The organism is Microbispora sp. H10949 (assembly GCF_014161435.1).
Lineage (GTDB): Bacteria > Actinomycetota > Actinomycetes > Streptosporangiales > Streptosporangiaceae > Microbispora > Microbispora triticiradicis.
This window is the reverse complement of sequence record NZ_JABBWZ010000005.1, coordinates 459,135-474,820: the sequence shown is the minus strand read 5'-3', so window position 1 is coordinate 474,820 and position 15,686 is coordinate 459,135. Positions and strand designations below refer to the sequence as shown.

Sequence of the window (15,686 nt, the reverse complement as noted above, 5' to 3'; positions counted from 1 at the left end):
TGATCGGCGCCGCCCCGAACCTTGAGGCATGGAAGCCATCGAGGTGACAGACCTCCGCAAGTCCTACGGGGACACCCGCGCCGTGGACGGGGTGACGTTCACGGTCCGGGCCGGTGAGACGTTCGGGATCATCGGCCACAACGGCGCCGGAAAGACCACGACCGTCGAGTGCCTGATCGGGCTCAGGCGAGCCGACGCGGGCACGGTCCGGGTACTCGGCGAGGATCCGGCGCGCAGGCGGCGGGCCCTGGCTCACCGCCTCGGCGTGCAACTGCAGGACAGCTCCCTGCCGGAGCGGATCAAGGTGGCCGAGGCGTTGCGCATGTTCGGCGCCTTCTACCGGGACGCGTCCGACTGGCGGCGGGTGATGGAGCGCTGGGGCCTGCGGCCGCTGGCGAGGAAGGCGTTCGGCGACCTGTCGGGCGGTCAGAGACAGCGGCTGATGCTCGCGCTGGCCCTGGTCGGCGACCCGGAGATGGTCGTGCTCGACGAGCTGACCACGGGCCTCGACCCGATCGCGCGCCGCGAGACCTGGCGGCTGATCGGCGACCTGAAGGCGGCGGGCACCACCGTGGTGCTGGTCAGCCACTACTTCGACGAGATCGAGGCGCTCTGCGACAGGGTCGCCGTCTTCGCCCGCGGCCGGGTGGCGGCGACGGGCACCACGGGCGAGCTCGTCGCCCGGACCGGAACCGCCTCGCTGGAAGAGGCCTACCTCGCCCTGGAGGGAGCGGACCGATGAAGGCGTTCACGGCTCTGACGGCCGCCGAGCTCAGGCTGCTGTCGCGCGACCCCGCCTCGTTGTTCTTCATGGTGGCCTTCCCTCTCATGCTGCTGGTGCTGAAACGCGGCGACGGCGGCGCGGTCCCCGGCTACCTCGCGATGATCGCCGCCATCGGCGGGATGGGCGCGCTGCCGGGCCTGCTGGCCTCGTACCGCGAGCGCAAGGTGCTCAAGCGGCTGGCCACCACGCCGATCTCCCCGGTCCTGCTGCTTGGCGCCCAGCTGGTGTCACAGGTCGCCGCGGGCCTGGCGGGCTCCGCGCTGCTGGTGGTCGTGACGGTCGCGGTGTTCGGCGCGCGGGCGCCCGGCGACGTCCTCATGCTGACCGCGGCCTTCCTGCTCTGCTCGGTGATGGCCTGCGCGCTGGGCTTCGTGATCGCCGCGGTCGTGCGCAACACCAGAGGCGCGAGCCTGATCGGCATGCTGGTCATGTTCCCCATGATCTTCCTGTCCGGCGCGGCCGTGCCCAGGAAGGCCCTGCCCGGCTCGCTGCGTCAGATCGGCGACTTCCTGCCCCTGACCCCTGCCGTGGAGGCCCTGGGAGGCGCCTGGTCCGGCGCCGCCGCGCCCTTCCCCCTGCTGATCCTGGCCGGGATAATCGTGGCGGCCACGGCCACCGGCGCGGCGCTGTTCCGATGGGAGTGAGGACGTGAACGTCTGGGAGGCGCGCTGGTCGCGCGCCTTCCACGTGCTGTACTACGCCTGCCTGGCGCTCGGGCTGATCCTCTCGTACGGGGACGGCACGGGCGAGGGCACCGGCCCCGGCCCGCTCACGCTGGGAATCGTCGCGCTCATGGCGGGCTGGCACGGCTTCTTCGTCGTACGGCGGCCGGGGCTGCTCGGGCGGCTGAACCCCATGGCGTTCCACCTGGCGGTCGTCGGCGCGCTCTACCTCGCGCTGGTGTCGCGGGACCGGTCCTTCGACGTCGTCGTCTTCGGGCTGATGCCCCAGCCGTATCTGATGCTGGCGAGCCCCTGGTCCTACGTGGGCGCGGTGGCGACGGTCCTCAGCACGTTCGCCGCCAGAGGCTATCTGGACGAGCCCGGCGTCCTGTGGCGGCTCGTCGGCAGTTCGGGCCTCGTCGTGGCGATCGGGCTGTTCGTCGACTACGTGTCCCGGCAGAGCGCGCAGAACCGGACGGTCGGGGTGCTGGAGGAGCGGGCGAGGCTGGCCAGGGAGATCCACGACACCCTCGCCCAGGGGCTGAGCGGCATCGTCACCCAGCTGGAGGCGGCCGAGCAGGCGATGCCCGACCTGGGCGCCGTGCGGAAGCGGATCGCGCTGGCCAAGGAGCTGGCGCGAGACAATCTGCAGGAGGCGCGGCGCTCGGTCGACGCGCTGCGGCCGGGCCCTCTCGCCGGCGCGGGTCCCGAGGCGGCGCTCGCGGAGGTGGCCGCGCGGTGGTCGCGGACGTCGGGGGTGGCGGCGGCCGTGTCGGTGGAGGGGACGCCCCGGCCGCTGCCCGGCGAGGTGCAGACGACGCTGCTGCGGGCGGCGCAGGAAGGGCTGTCGAACGCGGCCAGGCACGCCCGGGCGGGCAGGGTCGCGATCACGCTGACCTACATGGACGACGAGGTGACGCTGGACGTGTTCGACGACGGGGTGGGTTTCGACCCGGACGCGCCCGGCGCGGGGTACGGGCTGGCGGCCATGCGGGAGCGGGCCGGCGGCGTCGGGGGAACGCTGACCGTGGAGTCCGCACCGGGAGAGGGGACGGCGCTGTGCCTGCGGATCCCCTCAAACTGATGATCGTCGATGACCATCCCGTGGTCCGCGACGGACTGCGTGGGATGTTCGACCACGTGGCGGACATCGAGGTGGTGGCGGAGGCGTCCGACGGGTTCGAGGCGCTGGCCATGGCCAGGCGGGCGCGGCCGCACGTGGTGCTGATGGACCTTCGCATGCCCGGCCTGGACGGCGTCGGGGCGATCCGGCGGCTCCGGGCGGACCACCCGGAGATCAAGGTGGTCGTGCTGACCACGTACGACACGGACGCGGACGTGGCGCGGGCCATGGCCGCCGGGGTGGCGGGCTACCTGCTGAAGGACGCGCCGCGCGAGGAGCTGCACAGAGCGGTCCGTACGGCCGCCGCCGGCGGCGCGGTCCTGGCGCCGTCGGTCGCGTCCGCCCTGCTGAGTAGGCCCGGGGCCCAGGAGCCGAGCCCGCGCGAGCTGGAGGTGCTGCGCCTGGTGGCGCGGGGCTCGGCGAACAAGGAGATCGCCAGGACCCTGCTGATCAGCGAGACGACGGTGAAGACGCATCTCAAGCACGTCTTCGCCAAGCTCGGCGTCGACAGCAGGGCCGCGGCCGTCGTCGTGGCCATGGAGCGAGGGCTCATCTAGGGGAGGATCTCCAGGCGGACGTCGAGGCCCTCGTACAGGTAGGGGGACGGGGTGATGATCCGCCAGTCGCGGCGGGTGGCGTGGACGACGGCATGGGCGGCCACGAGCACGTCGGTCAGGCGCGCGTCGGCCGCCGCGGGCCGGTGCCGGCGCAGGCTCGCCCTGATCGCCTGCGCGTACGGCCCGCCCTCGACGGCGTCGTCGGGCGACAGCGCGCCGGTGACGACCATCGACATGCGCAGGAAGCGTTCGAGGCGGGGCTGGATCGGGCCCAGCGAGAGGACCTGGACGGCGAGCGCGGGCACGAGGAGGGTGACGCCGTGCGCCGAGGACTGCCGCACGACCGCCCTGCCGTACATGCTCTTGCCCTCGATCAGGTGGACGACGGCGTCGAGGTCCAGCACGTGGCCGGACAGGACGCCGGCCGGTGGGACGGGGTCGGTCACGCGGCGTCCGCCTTGGCGTCCCCGCCCATGAGGCGGGCCGCGCGGGCGCTGTCGTCGTCGGTGATCCCGTCCTGCCAGCCCGGCCCCCATAAATCGGCCATGATGGCCAGGTCACCCTGGACGCGCCGCCGCTCGCGCAGCGCCGCGGCGATGTAGGCCGAGGCGTTGCCGGACGCCTGCGCCTCGTCGGCCAGTTCGTCCGGCAAAGAGATCGTAATCTTCTTGGTCATACTCGGAAGGTTACTCAGTCATACCGCCGAAGGTCCACCGGTTCACGGGAAGAGCGGCAGCCGATCCCCGGGCGGCGGCCGCGTCCGCGGGTACAGCCACAGTGGGGAGGACGGATGCGGCTGGCGGGGGCACGGGTGCTGGTCACGGGCGCGTCGTCGGGCATCGGCACGGCGATCGCGCTCGAACTGTGGGCCCGTCGCGCCCGCCTGGTGCTGTCCGGGCGCGACCGGGAGGCGCTCGCCGCCGTGGCCGCCCGGACCGGCGGCGAGGTCGTCCCCGCCGACCTCGCCCACGACCGCGCCGGAATCGAGGGCGGGGCCGGGAGCCCGGTCGAGGACCTGGCCGCACGCGCCGGGCCGGTGGACGTGCTGGTCGCCAACGCGGGCGAGGGCTGGAGCGGGCCGCTGACGCGGATGCCCGGCGCCACGGCGGAACGCCTGATCGCGGTCAATCTGACGGCCCACGTGCAGCTCACCCGGCTGCTGCTGCCCGCGATGGCCGAGCGCGGCCGCGGGCACCTCGTCTACGTCGCCTCGATCGCGGGGGTGGTGGGGGTCCCCGGGGAGGCGGTCTACGCCGCGACCAAGGCGGGCCTGCTGGCCTTCGCCGAGAGCCTGCGGTACGAGCTGCCCGGGATCGGGGTGACCACCGTGGTGCCCGGGGTGGTCGACACGCCGTTCTTCGCTCGGCGTGGCACGCCGTACGCGCGCCGCAGGCCCGCGCCCGTGCCGCCGGAGCGGGTGGCGCGGGCCGTCGCGGTGGCCGTCGAGCGCGGCCGCGCCGAGGTGTACGTGCCGGCCTGGCTGCGGCTGCCCGCCCGGCTCCGTGGCGCCGCGCCGGGCCCGTTCCGCGTCCTCGCCCGCCGCTTCGGCCGGCCCTGAGATCGCGTACGCCCACGAACTCAGGGGCTGCGCGGTTTCTTAAGGGCTGCGCAGCGCGCGCAGGGACTCGCGCAGCGAGCCGACGGTGGCGAAGACCGCCGTCGGCTCGTAGCCGCAGTGCGCCATGCAGTTGGCGCAGCGCGGGTCGCGGCCCCGGCCGTAGGCGCTCCAGTCGGTGTCGTCGGCCAGTTCCCGGTAGGTCTCGGCGTACCCGTCCGCCATCAGGTAACAGGGCCGCTGCCAGCCGAAGACCGAGTACGACGGGATGGCCCAGGCCGTGCAGGGGAAGTCGATCCTCCCCTCCAGGAAGTCCAGGTACAGCGGCGAGTGGTTCAGCCGCCAGCGCCCGCGGTTGCCGCCGGCGAACGCCGCGCGGAAGAGCTCGCGGGTCTGCCGCACCCCGAGGAAGCAGTCCTGGTCGGGCGCCTTCTCGTACGCGTACCCCGGAGAGATCATCATCTGGTCGACCCGCAGGTCGTCGTTGAGGTAGTCGAGCACCTCGATCACCGTGCGCGGGCTGTCCCCGGCGAAGAAGGTGGTGTTCGTGGTCACGCGGAAGCCGCGCCTCCGGCACTCCCGGATCGCCGCGACCGCCTCGTCGAACACGCCCTCCTTGCACACCGACGCGTCGTGCCGCTCGCGCAGCCCGTCGATGTGCACCGCCCAGGCGAAGTACGGCGAGGGCGTGAACTGGTCGATCTTGCGTGGGATCAGCAGGGCGTTGGTGCACAGGAAGACGTACTTCCGCCGGGCCACCAGCGCCCGGACCATCTCCGCGATATGGGGGTGCATGAGCGGCTCCCCGCCGGCGATGGACACCATCGGCGCGCCGCACTCCTCGACGGCGGCCACCGCCTGGCCGACCGGCATGCGCCGCCTGAGCACGTCGGCCGGGTGCTGGATCTTCCCGCAGCCCGCGCACTTGAGGTTGCAGGCGAACAACGGCTCGAGCTCGACCAGCAGCGGGAACCGCCTGCGCCGCCGCAACCGCTGGCGCAGGACGTACCCGCCGACGCGAAGGCTCTGACGTAAGGGCATCGGCATCAGGGCCGCACCTCCTTCGGCAGTGTGAACTCGACGTTCTCCTCGGTCACCCGCCGTTCCTCCACCTCCAGCGGCCCGAGCCCGCCGAGGGCCGCCACGACGGCGTCCACCAGCGCGGCGGGGGTGGACGCGCTCGCGGTCAGCCCGACCGTCCGCGCGCCGCGCAGCCACTCCAGGGCGATGTCGCCGGGGCCGTCGACCAGGCGGGCGAGCGGGGCCCCGTCACGACCCGAACGGGCGGCGACCTCGGTCAGCCGCCGGGCGTTGGACGAGTTCGCCGACCCGACGACCAGGACCAGCCCGGCCTCGGCGGCCACCGCCCGCACCGCGCGCTGCCGGTTGGTCGTCGCGTAGCAGATGTCGTCGCCCCGCGGCCCCTCCGCGCCGGGGAAGCGCCGCCGGACCGCCGCCGCGACCTCCTCGGCCTCGTCGGCGGCCAGCGTGGTCTGCGTCAGGCAGGCGACCCCGCGCCCCTCGGCCGCGGGCAGGGCCTCCACCGCGGCCTCGTCCTCGGCCAGCACGCCCGCGCCGGGCACCTCGCCGAGCACGCCCTCGACCTCCTCGTGCCCGGCGTGGCCGATCAGCACGACGAGGTCGCCCCGGGCGGCGAACCGGCGGGCCTCCGCGTGGACCTTCGCGACCAGCGGGCACGTCGCGTCGACCACCCGGAGGCCGCGGCGGCCGGCCTCCTCCCGTACGGCGGGCGACACCCCGTGCGCGGAGAACACGGTCACCGCGCCCCCGGGAAGCTCGGGCACCTCGGCCAGGTCGTCCACGAACACCGCGCCGCGCCGCTCCAGGTCCCGTACGACGTGGGCGTTGTGCACGATCTGCTTCCGCACGTACACCGGCGGGCCGAACCGGACGAGCGCCCGTTCCACGATCTCGATCGCCCGATCGACCCCCGCGCAGAACGAGCGGGGGGAGGCGAGCAGCACCCGCCGGGGGCCCGTGGCCGCCGCCCACCGCGCCAGCACCGGGCCGATCCGGGTGAGCGTGCGGCACGCCGCGACCGCGCCGCCCGTCGTGGCGAGGCTCAGCAGGGGAGCGGTGGGGGTGTCCACGATGACGCGTACGGCGGCGAAGGGCCGCCCCCGGGCGGCGGCGGCCAGCGGCGCGCTCTCCATGTCGACCGCGATCCCGCCCTCAAGGGCGAGCGCGCGGCGGTCGCGGCCCGACACGACGCGAGGGGAGGTCACGAGCGGGCCGGTGACGGCGCGCAGCCCGGCGCGGGCCAGTTCGCCGGCGAGCAGCGGAGCGGACGGGCACGGCCACACGCGGTCCCCGGAGCGGACCTCGGTGGCGACGAGCACGTCCCCGGGACGCAGCCCGTCGTCCAGGGCCCCCGCGAAGCCGGTGACGGCGAGGGCGCCGGCGGGCGGGAGCAGGGCCGCCGCGCGCGCCGCCCGGTCCGGCCCCATCCCGACCCGGACGACCCGGACGCGGGAACGCTCCCGCGCCGGCCGCAGCCCGCGGGCCACGGCCCGGGCCTCCATGCCCAGCGCGGTGCACACGATCAGATCCGTCATGGCGTCCCCTCCCGTGCCCCCTCGCCGGCCCGCAGGTAGCGGCCGAGCGCGCTGACCGGGAACACGAGCCGGTAGAGGTGGTAGTTGATGAAGAAGTCGCCGGGGAACCCGGTCCCGGTGTAGTGCGGCTCGTCCCAGGTGCCGTCCGGGCGCTGCGTGCCGGCCAGCCAGGCCACACCGCGCTCGACCGACGGGCCCCGCTCCCCGGCGGCCAGCAGGCCGATGAGCGCCCAGGCCGTCTGCGAGGCGGTCGGCTCGCCCCGCCCGATCCAGGCGGGGTCGCGGTAGGAGCGCATGTCCTCGCCCCAGCCGCCGCCGGGGTGCTGGTGGGCCTCCAGCCAGGCCACCGCCCGCCGTACGCAGGGCGCGGCGGGCGGCACCCCGGCGGCGGCGAGGGCGGGCAGCACGGCCCCGGTTCCGTACACGTGGTTCGCCCCCCACCTGCCGAACCACGAGCCGCCGGGCTCCTGCGCCCGCAGCAGCCAGGTCACCGCCCGCCGTACGACGGGGGAGCGGGCCAGGCCCTCGGCGGCGAGCGCCTCGACCACGTGCGCGGTGACGTCGGCCGACGGCGGGTCGATGACCGCGCCGAAGTCGCAGAACGGCAGCCGCAGGCACAGCGCGCGCGTGTTGTCGGCGTCGAAGGCGGCGAAGCCGCCGTCGCGGGAGGCCATCCCCGCCGTCCAGCGCAGCCCCCGCCGGACGGCGTCCCGGGCGGCGGGACGGCCCCACCGGCCCAGCGCGAGGATCACCTCCGCCGTGTCGTCGACGTCGGGATAGCCGTCGTTGTCGAACTCGAACGCCCAGCCGCCGGGCGCGAGCCCCGGGCGCCGCACGGCCCAGTCGCCGGGCCCCCGGATCTCTTCGCGGAGCAGCCACTCACCCGCCCGGTCCAGCGCCGGGTGATCGCGCGGCAGGCCGGCGTCCAGGAGGGCGATCATCGCGAGCGCGGTGTCCCAGACCGGCGACTGGCACGCCTCAAGCCTGCGCGAGCCGTCCTCCCTGATCGTGAACCGGTCCAGCCCGGCCAGCCCGCGGCGCATCACGGGGTGGGAGAGGTCGTATCCGGAGAGGCGCAGCGCGATCAGCGAGTAGACCCAGGGCGGCTGGATGCCGCCCCACGACCCGTCGGCCTCCTGGCGGGCGACGACCCACTCGGCGGCCCGCCGGAGCGCGGCGCGGCGGAGCCCGCCGAGCGGCCGCGTCTCGTACCGGTGCAGCACGTGGTCGAGCGCCGCGAACGCCGCGTCCCAGCCGGTGCGCGGGCCCCGCCGGGCGGGCCTTCCGGTGCGCAGCTCCGCCAGGCCGAACGGCAGCGGGCGGACCGGCCGGTGCGCGGTCACGATCGTCAGCGGCACGATCGTCTGCCGCGCCCAGCAGGCCCAGTCGTACACGTTCAGCGGGCACCACGGCGGCAGGAACACGATCTCCGGGGGGATCACCGGCAGGTCCTCCCACCGCCACTGGCCGAACATCGCGAGCCAGATACGGGTGAAGACCCTCGTGGACTCGACGCCGCCCAGATCGCGGACGAGGGCCGCGGCGGCGCGCAGGTGCGGGGCCGACGGCGGGTCGCCCGCGAGCCGCAGCGCGGTGTACGCCTCGACGGTGGTGGACAGGTCGGCCGGGCCGTCGTGGAAGTTGGCCCAGCCGCCGCCCGCCTGCTGCTGCGACCTGATCCACCGGGCGGCCCCGGCCGTCTCGGCCGCGGTCCGCACGCCGAGGAACTCGCGCAGCAGGAGGTCCTCGGCGTCCATGGTCACGTTGGTCCGCAGTTCGCCCTTCCACCAGCCCTCCGGCGACTGCAGGGCGAGCAGGTGGGCGCGGGCCGCCTCGAGCGCGGTGGCGGCGCGGGACGCGGCGGTGAGGAGCGCGGTCATCGGGCCCACTCCGCTCGCGTGGGCTCCCCGACATGGCCGAGGTGGCCGAGGTGGCTGAGGTGCAGCCGCACCAGGCGGGCCGCCTCCAGGCCGCTGCGCACGGCGCCCTCCATCGTGTCGGGCCAGCCGGTGTCGGTCCAGGCGCCGGCCAGGAACAGCCCCGGCCAGCGGGTGGCCGCGCCGGGGCGCAGCGCGCCGCTCCCCGGGCCCTGGCGGAAGGTGGCCCGCCGTTCCCTGGTGATGAAGAAGTCGAGCAGCCGCACCGTCCGGGTGGCCGGGAGCACCCGCTCCAGCTCCGGCACGAACACCGCGCGCATCGCGGACGTGGGCACGTCGATCCAGTGCCGGGCCGCCGACACCGACACCGTCAGGTACTGGCCCCGGGTCAGCCCGCCCGCCGCCGTCCTGTCGAAGATCCACTGCACCGGCGAGCCGACGACCGCGGCGAACGGCAGGCTGGTGACCGGCCGGTCGTAGACGACGTGCACGTTGACGATCGGGCTCGCTCCGAGCCCCGCCCACGCGTCGCGGTCCGGCGCCGCCTCGGCGGGCAGGAGCCGCGCGGCCTGCCCGTGGGGGACGGCGACGACGACGGCGGAGGTCTCCACCCGCGCGCCGCCGACGAGGACCGAGGGCCCCGGCAGGCCGGGCGGGGCCGGCAGGATCGCCTCGGCCTTCGCCGGCAGCCGCACCGTGCCGCCGGCCCGCGCGACGGCGGTCAGCGCCGCGCCGCCGTGCAGTTCGCCGAGCGGCACGGACGGCACCCCGATGTCCGCGGCGTCGGGCCGGCCGAGCAGGGCCGTGCGGAACACCATGGCCGCCGGCCCGAGCGCCGCCTCGTCGGCGGCGATGTTGAGCGCGGCCACGGCGAACAGGTCCCACAGGGCGCGCCGCACGGTGTCCCGCTGGCCCCTGGAGGCCAGCCAGGCGCCCAGCGCGGCCCGGTCCAGCGCGGGCGTGGCCGGATCGAGACCGCGCAGCGCCAGCGCGCCGCGCACCGCCCGGAGGCGGTCGGCGGGGGACAGCAGCCGGTAGCGCGCGAGCGCGGGGAGCAGGTGGAACGGCCCGGGCAGCGAGGCCCGGCGCAGCCGCCCCCGCTCGCCGTGCGGGGTGAGCACCCGCACGTCGAAGCGCTCCTGCAGGCGCACCCGCCCGGTCCCGCCGAGCCGGTCGAGCAGGCCCAGGTACGCCGTGCAGCAGCGCAGGAAGACGTGCTGGCCGTTGTCGGCGGTCAGGCCGCCGCGGGCGAAGGAGTGGGTGGCCCCGCCGAGCCGGGGCCGCGCCTCGAACAGGGTCACCGGCCACCCGGCCTCCGCGATGGCGAGGGTCGCGGTGATCCCGGCGAGGCCGCCGCCGATCACCGCGACGAGCGGGACGCCGCCGTCCGGGCCGGTCATCGGGCCGTTCGTGGGGCTGCTCATCGGGCTGTTCATGGGGACTCTCCCTGGGAACCGGCCTCGGGCTCCGCCTGGGCCGCGCCCGTGACGGCCCGCGCCGCGACCATCGCCTTGACCCACGGCGCGAGCGACAGCCGCCCGGCCAGGACCCGGGCCGGGTCGGTGGCGATCCGCCCCAGCAGGCGCCGGTAGATGCCGGCCATCGCCGCGGTGCAGGCGGCGCTGCGCCGGTCGAGCAGCGGGATCAGCCGCATGCCCTCGGCGTACCAGCCGAGCGCCCGCGCGGCCTCGAACCGGATCAGCCCGGCCAGCCGCTCGGGCGGGTCGGTGAAATCCCCCCTCGCGTCCAGCCCGAGTGTGCAGCCGAACCTCCGCAGGTCGTCGGCGGGCAGGTACACCCGCTCGGCGCAGCGGTCCTCCCGCAGGTCCCTGAGGATGTTGGTGAGCTGCAGCGCCACGCCGAGGGCGTCCGCCCGGCCCGCCGCGCGCCGCAGCACAAGCTCGCCGTCACCGGGTCCGCCACCGGTCCCGTCGTCTCCGTACGCGCCGCCGGCGAGGCCGAAAACGCCGAGGGACAGCCGCCCGATCGACCCGGCCACCTGCCGGCAGTAGCCCACCAGGTCGTCGTGGCACCGGTAACGCGCCCCGGCGACGTCGGCGGCGCACCCGTCGATGAGCTCCTCGAACGCCTCAAGGGGAAGGGGAAAACGCGCGGCGGCGTCGCCCAGCGCCACCAGCACCGGATCGGCCGTCACCGGATGAACGGCCTCCGGACCAGGCCCCGAGGAACCCGGCCCCGAGGAACCAGGCCGCATGGAGTCAGGTCCCGAGGAACCGGGCACGGTTTTCAGGGCCCTCAGCAGTTCGCGCTCCCGCTCCAGCCGCTCCAGTCGTCCGGCCACGGGCCCGGCCTCGTCGCCGAGGTCGTCGATCCGCCGGGCGAGCGCGTAGACGGCGCTGAGCGCGCGCCGCTTCGGCGGGGGCAGCAGGCGGATGCCGTACGCGAAGTTCCGTGCCCGGGTGCGGACGACGCGCTCGCAGTGCCCGTAGGCCCGCGACACCGGCATCGGTCCCGGCCCGGCCCGGGGCGCCCGCCCGGCCGGGAGGTCCGCCGCCGCGCCGGCCAGGGGCTCGGGGACGGGATCAGGAATCGCGCCGGGAACCGTCACCGTCCACCTCCTTCAGCACACGCACCCACTCGCGCAGCACCGCGTGACGGCGGGCACACGGGGCGCCGGCCAGCACGTCGTGTCGGCGGCGTTCGAGCGCCGCGAGCTGCGCCCGGCCGCCCGCGACGTAACCGGCCACCGCCGTGCGCGCGAACCCGCGCAGGGTCTCCAGGAGCGGCGTCCCCTCGTCGAGGAGGGTCGCCGCGCGACGGGCCTGCAGGGCGATCACCCGGCGCAGCCGCGGGGAGGCGTGCGCGGCGGTCAGATCGGCCTCCCCGGCGCCGAACCTGCGCAGGTCCTCCGCCGGCAGGTAGACGCGGCCGCGGGCGTGGTCCTCGCCCACGTCCTGGCAGTGCTCGATCACCTGGAGCGCCGAGCAGACGAGGTCGGACAGCCGCACTCGCTCCGGCGTCGCCAGCCCGAACACGTGCAGCACGATCCGGCCGACCGGGTTGGCCGACAGCTCGCAGTAGCCCAGCAACTGGGCGAACGTGTCGTAGCGCCACACCACCTGGTCGCGCCGGTTCGCCTCGACCAGGTGCAGGAACGGAGCGCTCGGCACGGCCTGGCGGGCGACCAGCGGCGCCAGCGCGCGTACGGCCGGCAGGCGCGGGACGTCTCCCGCGTACAGGCGGCCGAGATCGGCCTCCACGGCGTCGAGCAGGGCGGGCCGCTCCGCGGGGTCCGCCTCGTCACCGGCGTCGTCCACGTACCGGGCGAAGCCGTACACCGCCATGAGGTCGCGGCGGTACCCGCGCGGCAGCAGCCGGGAGGCCACCGGGAAGTTCTCCCGGCGCGCGGCGTCGCGTACGTCCGCTGCGGACATGTCAGGAGAATCTCCACCGAAAATCACCCCAAAACCCGACAGATCGGGCAGCGGCTTTGCGCGTGCGACCTGACGGGCAACCCGGCGTACGCGGACGGGGGCGGACGGAAAGGCGGGCCAAAGAAACGCCGGGCGGGGCAGCCGGGGGCGGGCGGAACCGTTGCCCGCGGTTGGCGCTTCCGGCCGCCGGTAAAAAGCTCTCCCCGGGAGGCGCTCTGCGCTCAGGGAAGGTGGGAGCCGAGCGGCCCGACCCGCAGCCCGGCGGCGCGGCAGCGGCCGACCACCTCGGGCAGCGCGCCGAGCGCCGAGCGCCACGACCCGGGGGCGGAGGTGTGGTCGCAGTCGTGCAGCAGCAGCGTGGCGCCGCCCCGCAGGCCGGGAGCCAGGGTCCGCAGCACCGACTCCGGCGTGGCCCGCCGCGTCCAGTCCTCGCCCCACGCCGTCCACAGCACCGGGCGCAGGCCGTGCCACCGCGCCGCCAGCAGCGCCTCCGCGCTCAGCACGCCGTACGGCGGGCGGTACCAGGCGGGCCGCGCGCCGGTGACCTCGGCGACGAGGCGCGCGGCCCGGGCCGTCTCCGCCGCGATCCGGCCCGGCCTGGCGACCAGGGCGTTCACGTGGTGCCAGCCGTGCACGGCCACCTCGTGCCCGGCCCGCGCGACGCTCCGCCCGAGGCCGGGGTGGCGGTCGAGCAGCTCGCCCAGCATGAAGAAGGTCGCCCGGCAGCCCAGCCGGGCGAGCTCGTCGAGGAACAGCGGCGTCGACCGGGGATCGGGCCCGTCGTCGAAGGTCAGCGCGACGTGTCCGGGACGCCCCTCGCCCGCGAGGGCGGGCAGCAGGCGGCGTACGGCGGGCAGCCAGGCCGCGCCCGGCGCGACGTGCACCGCGACGGGCAGCAGGGCCGCCCCGGCGGCGGCCACGCGACGTCTCATCGGATTCAGTATCACCCGTCCTGTATCAGGTCCTGTGTCCGGATTCGCCACACCGGGAACGAGACGGGGGAGGGCGTCCGGTGCCGCGCGTGACCTGGCGGCGCCTCGCCGCGTCGTCGTCCACTCCCTGGGAGGGGCCCATGACACCGCCGGCGGCGAAGGTGCTGATCGTCAGCGCGTCGATGGGGGCCGGTCACGACGGCGTGGCCGCCGAACTGGCCCGGCGCCTCGCCGCCGCCGGGGTCCGGGTGGTGGTGGTGGACGTGCTCGCCCTGCTGCCGCTGCGGCTGGGCACGGTCCTGCGCTGGTGGTACCGCACCGTGATGCTCCGGGCTCCGTGGCTGTACGCCCTCGTCTACCGGATCTTCTTCGTGTCGCCGCGGGCCCCGCGAGCTCGCGCGGTGTCGCCGCTGACGGTCGTGGTGGCGGCCGGGCTGAGCAGGGTGGTGCGCCGCCTGCGGCCCTCGCTGGTGGTGCCCGTCTTCCACGTGGCCGCCCAGGCCGCCGGGCACCTGCGGTCGCGGGGGCGGCTGGCCGTCCCCAGCGTGGTCGTGCTGACCGACTTCGCCGCGCACCGCCTCTGGCTGCACGGGGGCAACGACCGGTATCTGTGCCCGGACGCGGCCACCGCCCTCGCCGTGACGGCCGCCACCGGCCGCCCGGCCTTCCGGCACGCCCCGATCGTGCGGCCCGGGTTCGCCGCCGTACGGGCGCCGGGGCGGAGCGGCCACGCCCGGCTCGGCCTGCCGGACGGCGACCGGATCGTGCTGGTCGGCGCGGGCGCGTGGGGGGTCGGCCGGGTCGTGCGGACGGCCCGCGCCCTGTGCCGCTCCGCAGCGCGGGACAGGCCGCGGGACAGGCGGCGGGACAGGCCGGGAGACGGGCAGGAGAGCGGGCGGTACGTGCCCGTCGTGCTCTGCGGGCGCAACGAGCGGCTGCGCCGCCGCCTGTCGCGGCTTTTCGGCGAGCCGCCGGGGCCGGCGGGCCTCGCCCTCGGCTGGCGTGACGACCTGCCCGGCCTGCTCGCCGCGGCGTACGCGCTGGTGGACAACGCCGCCGGGCTGACCTGCCGGGAGGCGTTCGCCGCGCGGGTGCCTGTCGTGACCTGCCTGCCGATCCCCGGCCACGGCCGCGACGGGGTGCTCGCGATGGCCAGGGCCGGGATGAGCGTCCACGTCCGCCGTCCCGCCGGACTGCTCCGGGAGCTCGACCGGCTCGCCCCCGGCTCGCCCGCCCGCGCCGCGCTGACCGCTCGCGCGGAGGCCCTGTTCGACGCCGAACCGGCGGAGGCCCTGCTGCTCCGCTTCGCGCGGCCGGACGGCGCGGCCCTCACGGTCTCCTGACGGCCTCGTGCAGCGGCGCGTGCCGGGACAGCAGCACGCTGCCGTACAGGATGAGGGCCATGCCGGTCAGCTCGGGCAGCACCCACGGGCCGGTGCGGATGCCCTCGCCGAACAGGGCCACGCCGTACGCCGTGCTGGCGACGGGGTCGGTCACGGTCAGGGCCGGCTGCACGGCGACGAGGGGGCCGCTGTGCAGGGCGTTCTGCAGCAGGAACAGGCTGCACAGGCCGGCGGCGACCATGGCGTAGAGCGACCAGGCGCCGGACAGGGCCCGCAGCCCGTCGGGCAGCACCTCGACGGTGCGCTTCATCAGCACGGCGGTGTAGGCGAAGCCGAGCCCGGCGGAGACCCCGAGCAGCACGGCGCGGGTGGCGCCGCCGGAGCTGATCGCGACCGCCACGCAGCCGGCCACGAGCCCGGCGGTCACGCCCGCCGAGATCGTCCAGCCCAGCACACCCGGCAGGCGGTCGCCTGGAGAGGGGGAGGCGGCCCCCAGGAACCCGGCCAGCCCCGCCGTCAGGGCCGCGACGGCCAGCCACGTCATCGGGGAAACGCGGATCCGGAACATCCAGCCCGCCACCAGCATCGTGATCGGCAGTTCGGCGACGAGCAGGGGCTGCACGAGGGCGAGCCCTCCGGACGCGAGCGCGGCGGCCTGCAGCAGGAACCCGGCGATCAGCGCCCCGATGCCGCCCAGCCAGGCGGAACTGCGCAGCAGGTGCAGGATCAGCCCCAGCCGGAACGCCTCGCCGGGGGGCATGCGGCGCGCGGCCCGGCGCTGCAGCACCGACGCGACGGCGTTGGCCGCCGCGGCGAGCACCGCCAGGACTACAGCGATCATGGCCCCCTCCGCGTCGCCGCCCCCTCAGCCGGACCTCATCG

Annotated in this window: 16 protein-coding genes; 6 read left to right on the top strand and 10 right to left on the bottom strand. The window is 75.9% G+C overall.

Annotated elements, in window-relative coordinates; all coding sequences use genetic code 11:
* The first annotated feature begins 28 nt into the window (after positions 1–28).
* Genes HHX40_RS15675 through HHX40_RS15660 form a run of 4 tightly spaced genes read left to right on the top strand, consistent with a single transcriptional unit; the run spans position 29 to position 3,126 of the window.
* Complete coding sequence (locus HHX40_RS15675) at positions 29–742, top strand: ABC transporter ATP-binding protein (RefSeq protein ID WP_182881142.1); 714 nt, start codon at positions 29–31, stop codon at positions 740–742.
* Positions 739–1,428 carry an ABC transporter permease gene (locus HHX40_RS15670; RefSeq protein WP_182881141.1) on the top strand — a complete coding sequence of 230 codons (690 nt, stop codon included), beginning with the start codon at positions 739–741 and terminating at the stop codon, positions 1,426–1,428. The genes HHX40_RS15675 and HHX40_RS15670 overlap by 4 nt, the downstream gene beginning before the upstream one ends.
* Before the next feature lie 4 nt (positions 1,429–1,432).
* The gene (locus HHX40_RS15665; protein WP_182881140.1) at positions 1,433–2,530 is read left to right on the top strand and encodes a sensor histidine kinase; all 1,098 of its coding nucleotides are present in this window, start codon (positions 1,433–1,435) and stop codon (positions 2,528–2,530) included.
* Positions 2,530–3,126 carry a response regulator gene (locus tag HHX40_RS15660; RefSeq protein ID WP_182881139.1) on the top strand — a complete coding sequence of 199 codons (597 nt, stop codon included), beginning with the start codon at positions 2,530–2,532 and terminating at the stop codon, positions 3,124–3,126. Before HHX40_RS15665 ends, HHX40_RS15660 begins: the two co-directional genes overlap by 1 nt.
* Here HHX40_RS15660 and HHX40_RS15655 read toward each other — a convergent pair.
* Entirely contained in the window at positions 3,123–3,572 is a 450-nt protein-coding gene (locus HHX40_RS15655) for a hypothetical protein (protein ID WP_117410271.1), read from the bottom strand. The two genes, HHX40_RS15660 and HHX40_RS15655, sit on opposite strands and share 4 nt — an antisense overlap.
* Positions 3,569–3,802 carry a ribbon-helix-helix domain-containing protein gene (locus tag HHX40_RS15650; protein WP_117410272.1) on the bottom strand — a complete coding sequence of 78 codons (234 nt, stop codon included), beginning with the start codon at positions 3,800–3,802 and terminating at the stop codon, positions 3,569–3,571. The genes HHX40_RS15655 and HHX40_RS15650 overlap by 4 nt, the downstream gene beginning before the upstream one ends.
* Before the next feature lie 114 nt (positions 3,803–3,916).
* On the opposite strand from HHX40_RS15650, the gene HHX40_RS15645 reads away from it, so the two are divergent.
* On the top strand, positions 3,917–4,684 hold the full coding sequence (locus HHX40_RS15645) for an SDR family NAD(P)-dependent oxidoreductase (protein WP_182881138.1): 768 nt from the start codon (positions 3,917–3,919) through the stop codon (positions 4,682–4,684).
* Positions 4,685–4,723: 39 nt separating this feature from the next.
* Here HHX40_RS15645 and hpnH read toward each other — a convergent pair whose 3' ends face one another.
* The 7 genes from hpnH to HHX40_RS15610 form a co-directional block, all read right to left on the bottom strand.
* Positions 4,724–5,728 (bottom strand): adenosyl-hopene transferase HpnH, encoded by a 1,005-nt coding sequence (gene hpnH, locus HHX40_RS15640; RefSeq protein ID WP_182881137.1) that lies wholly within the window; start codon positions 5,726–5,728, stop codon positions 4,724–4,726.
* A complete protein-coding gene (gene ispH / locus HHX40_RS15635) occupies positions 5,728–7,257 on the bottom strand; it encodes a 4-hydroxy-3-methylbut-2-enyl diphosphate reductase (RefSeq protein WP_182881136.1) in 1,530 nt (509 codons plus the stop codon). Before ispH ends, hpnH begins: the two co-directional genes overlap by 1 nt.
* Positions 7,254–9,137 (bottom strand): squalene--hopene cyclase, encoded by a 1,884-nt coding sequence (gene shc, locus HHX40_RS15630; RefSeq protein ID WP_182881135.1) that lies wholly within the window; start codon positions 9,135–9,137, stop codon positions 7,254–7,256. Before shc ends, ispH begins: the two co-directional genes overlap by 4 nt.
* Entirely contained in the window at positions 9,134–10,570 is a 1,437-nt protein-coding gene (gene hpnE / locus HHX40_RS15625) for a hydroxysqualene dehydroxylase HpnE (protein WP_259403600.1), read from the bottom strand. Before hpnE ends, shc begins: the two co-directional genes overlap by 4 nt.
* Positions 10,567–11,703, bottom strand: a complete 1,137-nt coding sequence (locus HHX40_RS15620; RefSeq protein WP_310738124.1) for a phytoene/squalene synthase family protein — start codon at positions 11,701–11,703, stop codon at positions 10,567–10,569. Before HHX40_RS15620 ends, hpnE begins: the two co-directional genes overlap by 4 nt.
* On the bottom strand, positions 11,678–12,529 hold the full coding sequence (hpnC, locus tag HHX40_RS15615) for a squalene synthase HpnC (RefSeq protein ID WP_182881134.1): 852 nt from the start codon (positions 12,527–12,529) through the stop codon (positions 11,678–11,680). Before hpnC ends, HHX40_RS15620 begins: the two co-directional genes overlap by 26 nt.
* 221 nt (positions 12,530–12,750) lie before the next feature.
* Positions 12,751–13,461, bottom strand: a complete 711-nt coding sequence (locus HHX40_RS15610; RefSeq protein WP_111701308.1) for a polysaccharide deacetylase family protein — start codon at positions 13,459–13,461, stop codon at positions 12,751–12,753.
* An 89-nt stretch (positions 13,462–13,550) separates the two neighbouring features.
* Here HHX40_RS15610 and HHX40_RS15605 point away from each other — a divergent pair, with 89 nt between their 5' ends.
* Positions 13,551–14,804 carry an MGDG synthase family glycosyltransferase gene (locus HHX40_RS15605; RefSeq protein WP_310738123.1) on the top strand — a complete coding sequence of 418 codons (1,254 nt, stop codon included), beginning with the start codon at positions 13,551–13,553 and terminating at the stop codon, positions 14,802–14,804.
* Here the strand turns inward: HHX40_RS15605 and HHX40_RS15600 are convergent.
* The gene (locus tag HHX40_RS15600) at positions 14,791–15,645 is read right to left on the bottom strand and encodes a DMT family transporter (protein WP_111701306.1); all 855 of its coding nucleotides are present in this window, start codon (positions 15,643–15,645) and stop codon (positions 14,791–14,793) included. The two genes, HHX40_RS15605 and HHX40_RS15600, sit on opposite strands and share 14 nt — an antisense overlap.
* Positions 15,646–15,686 lie beyond the last annotated feature (41 nt).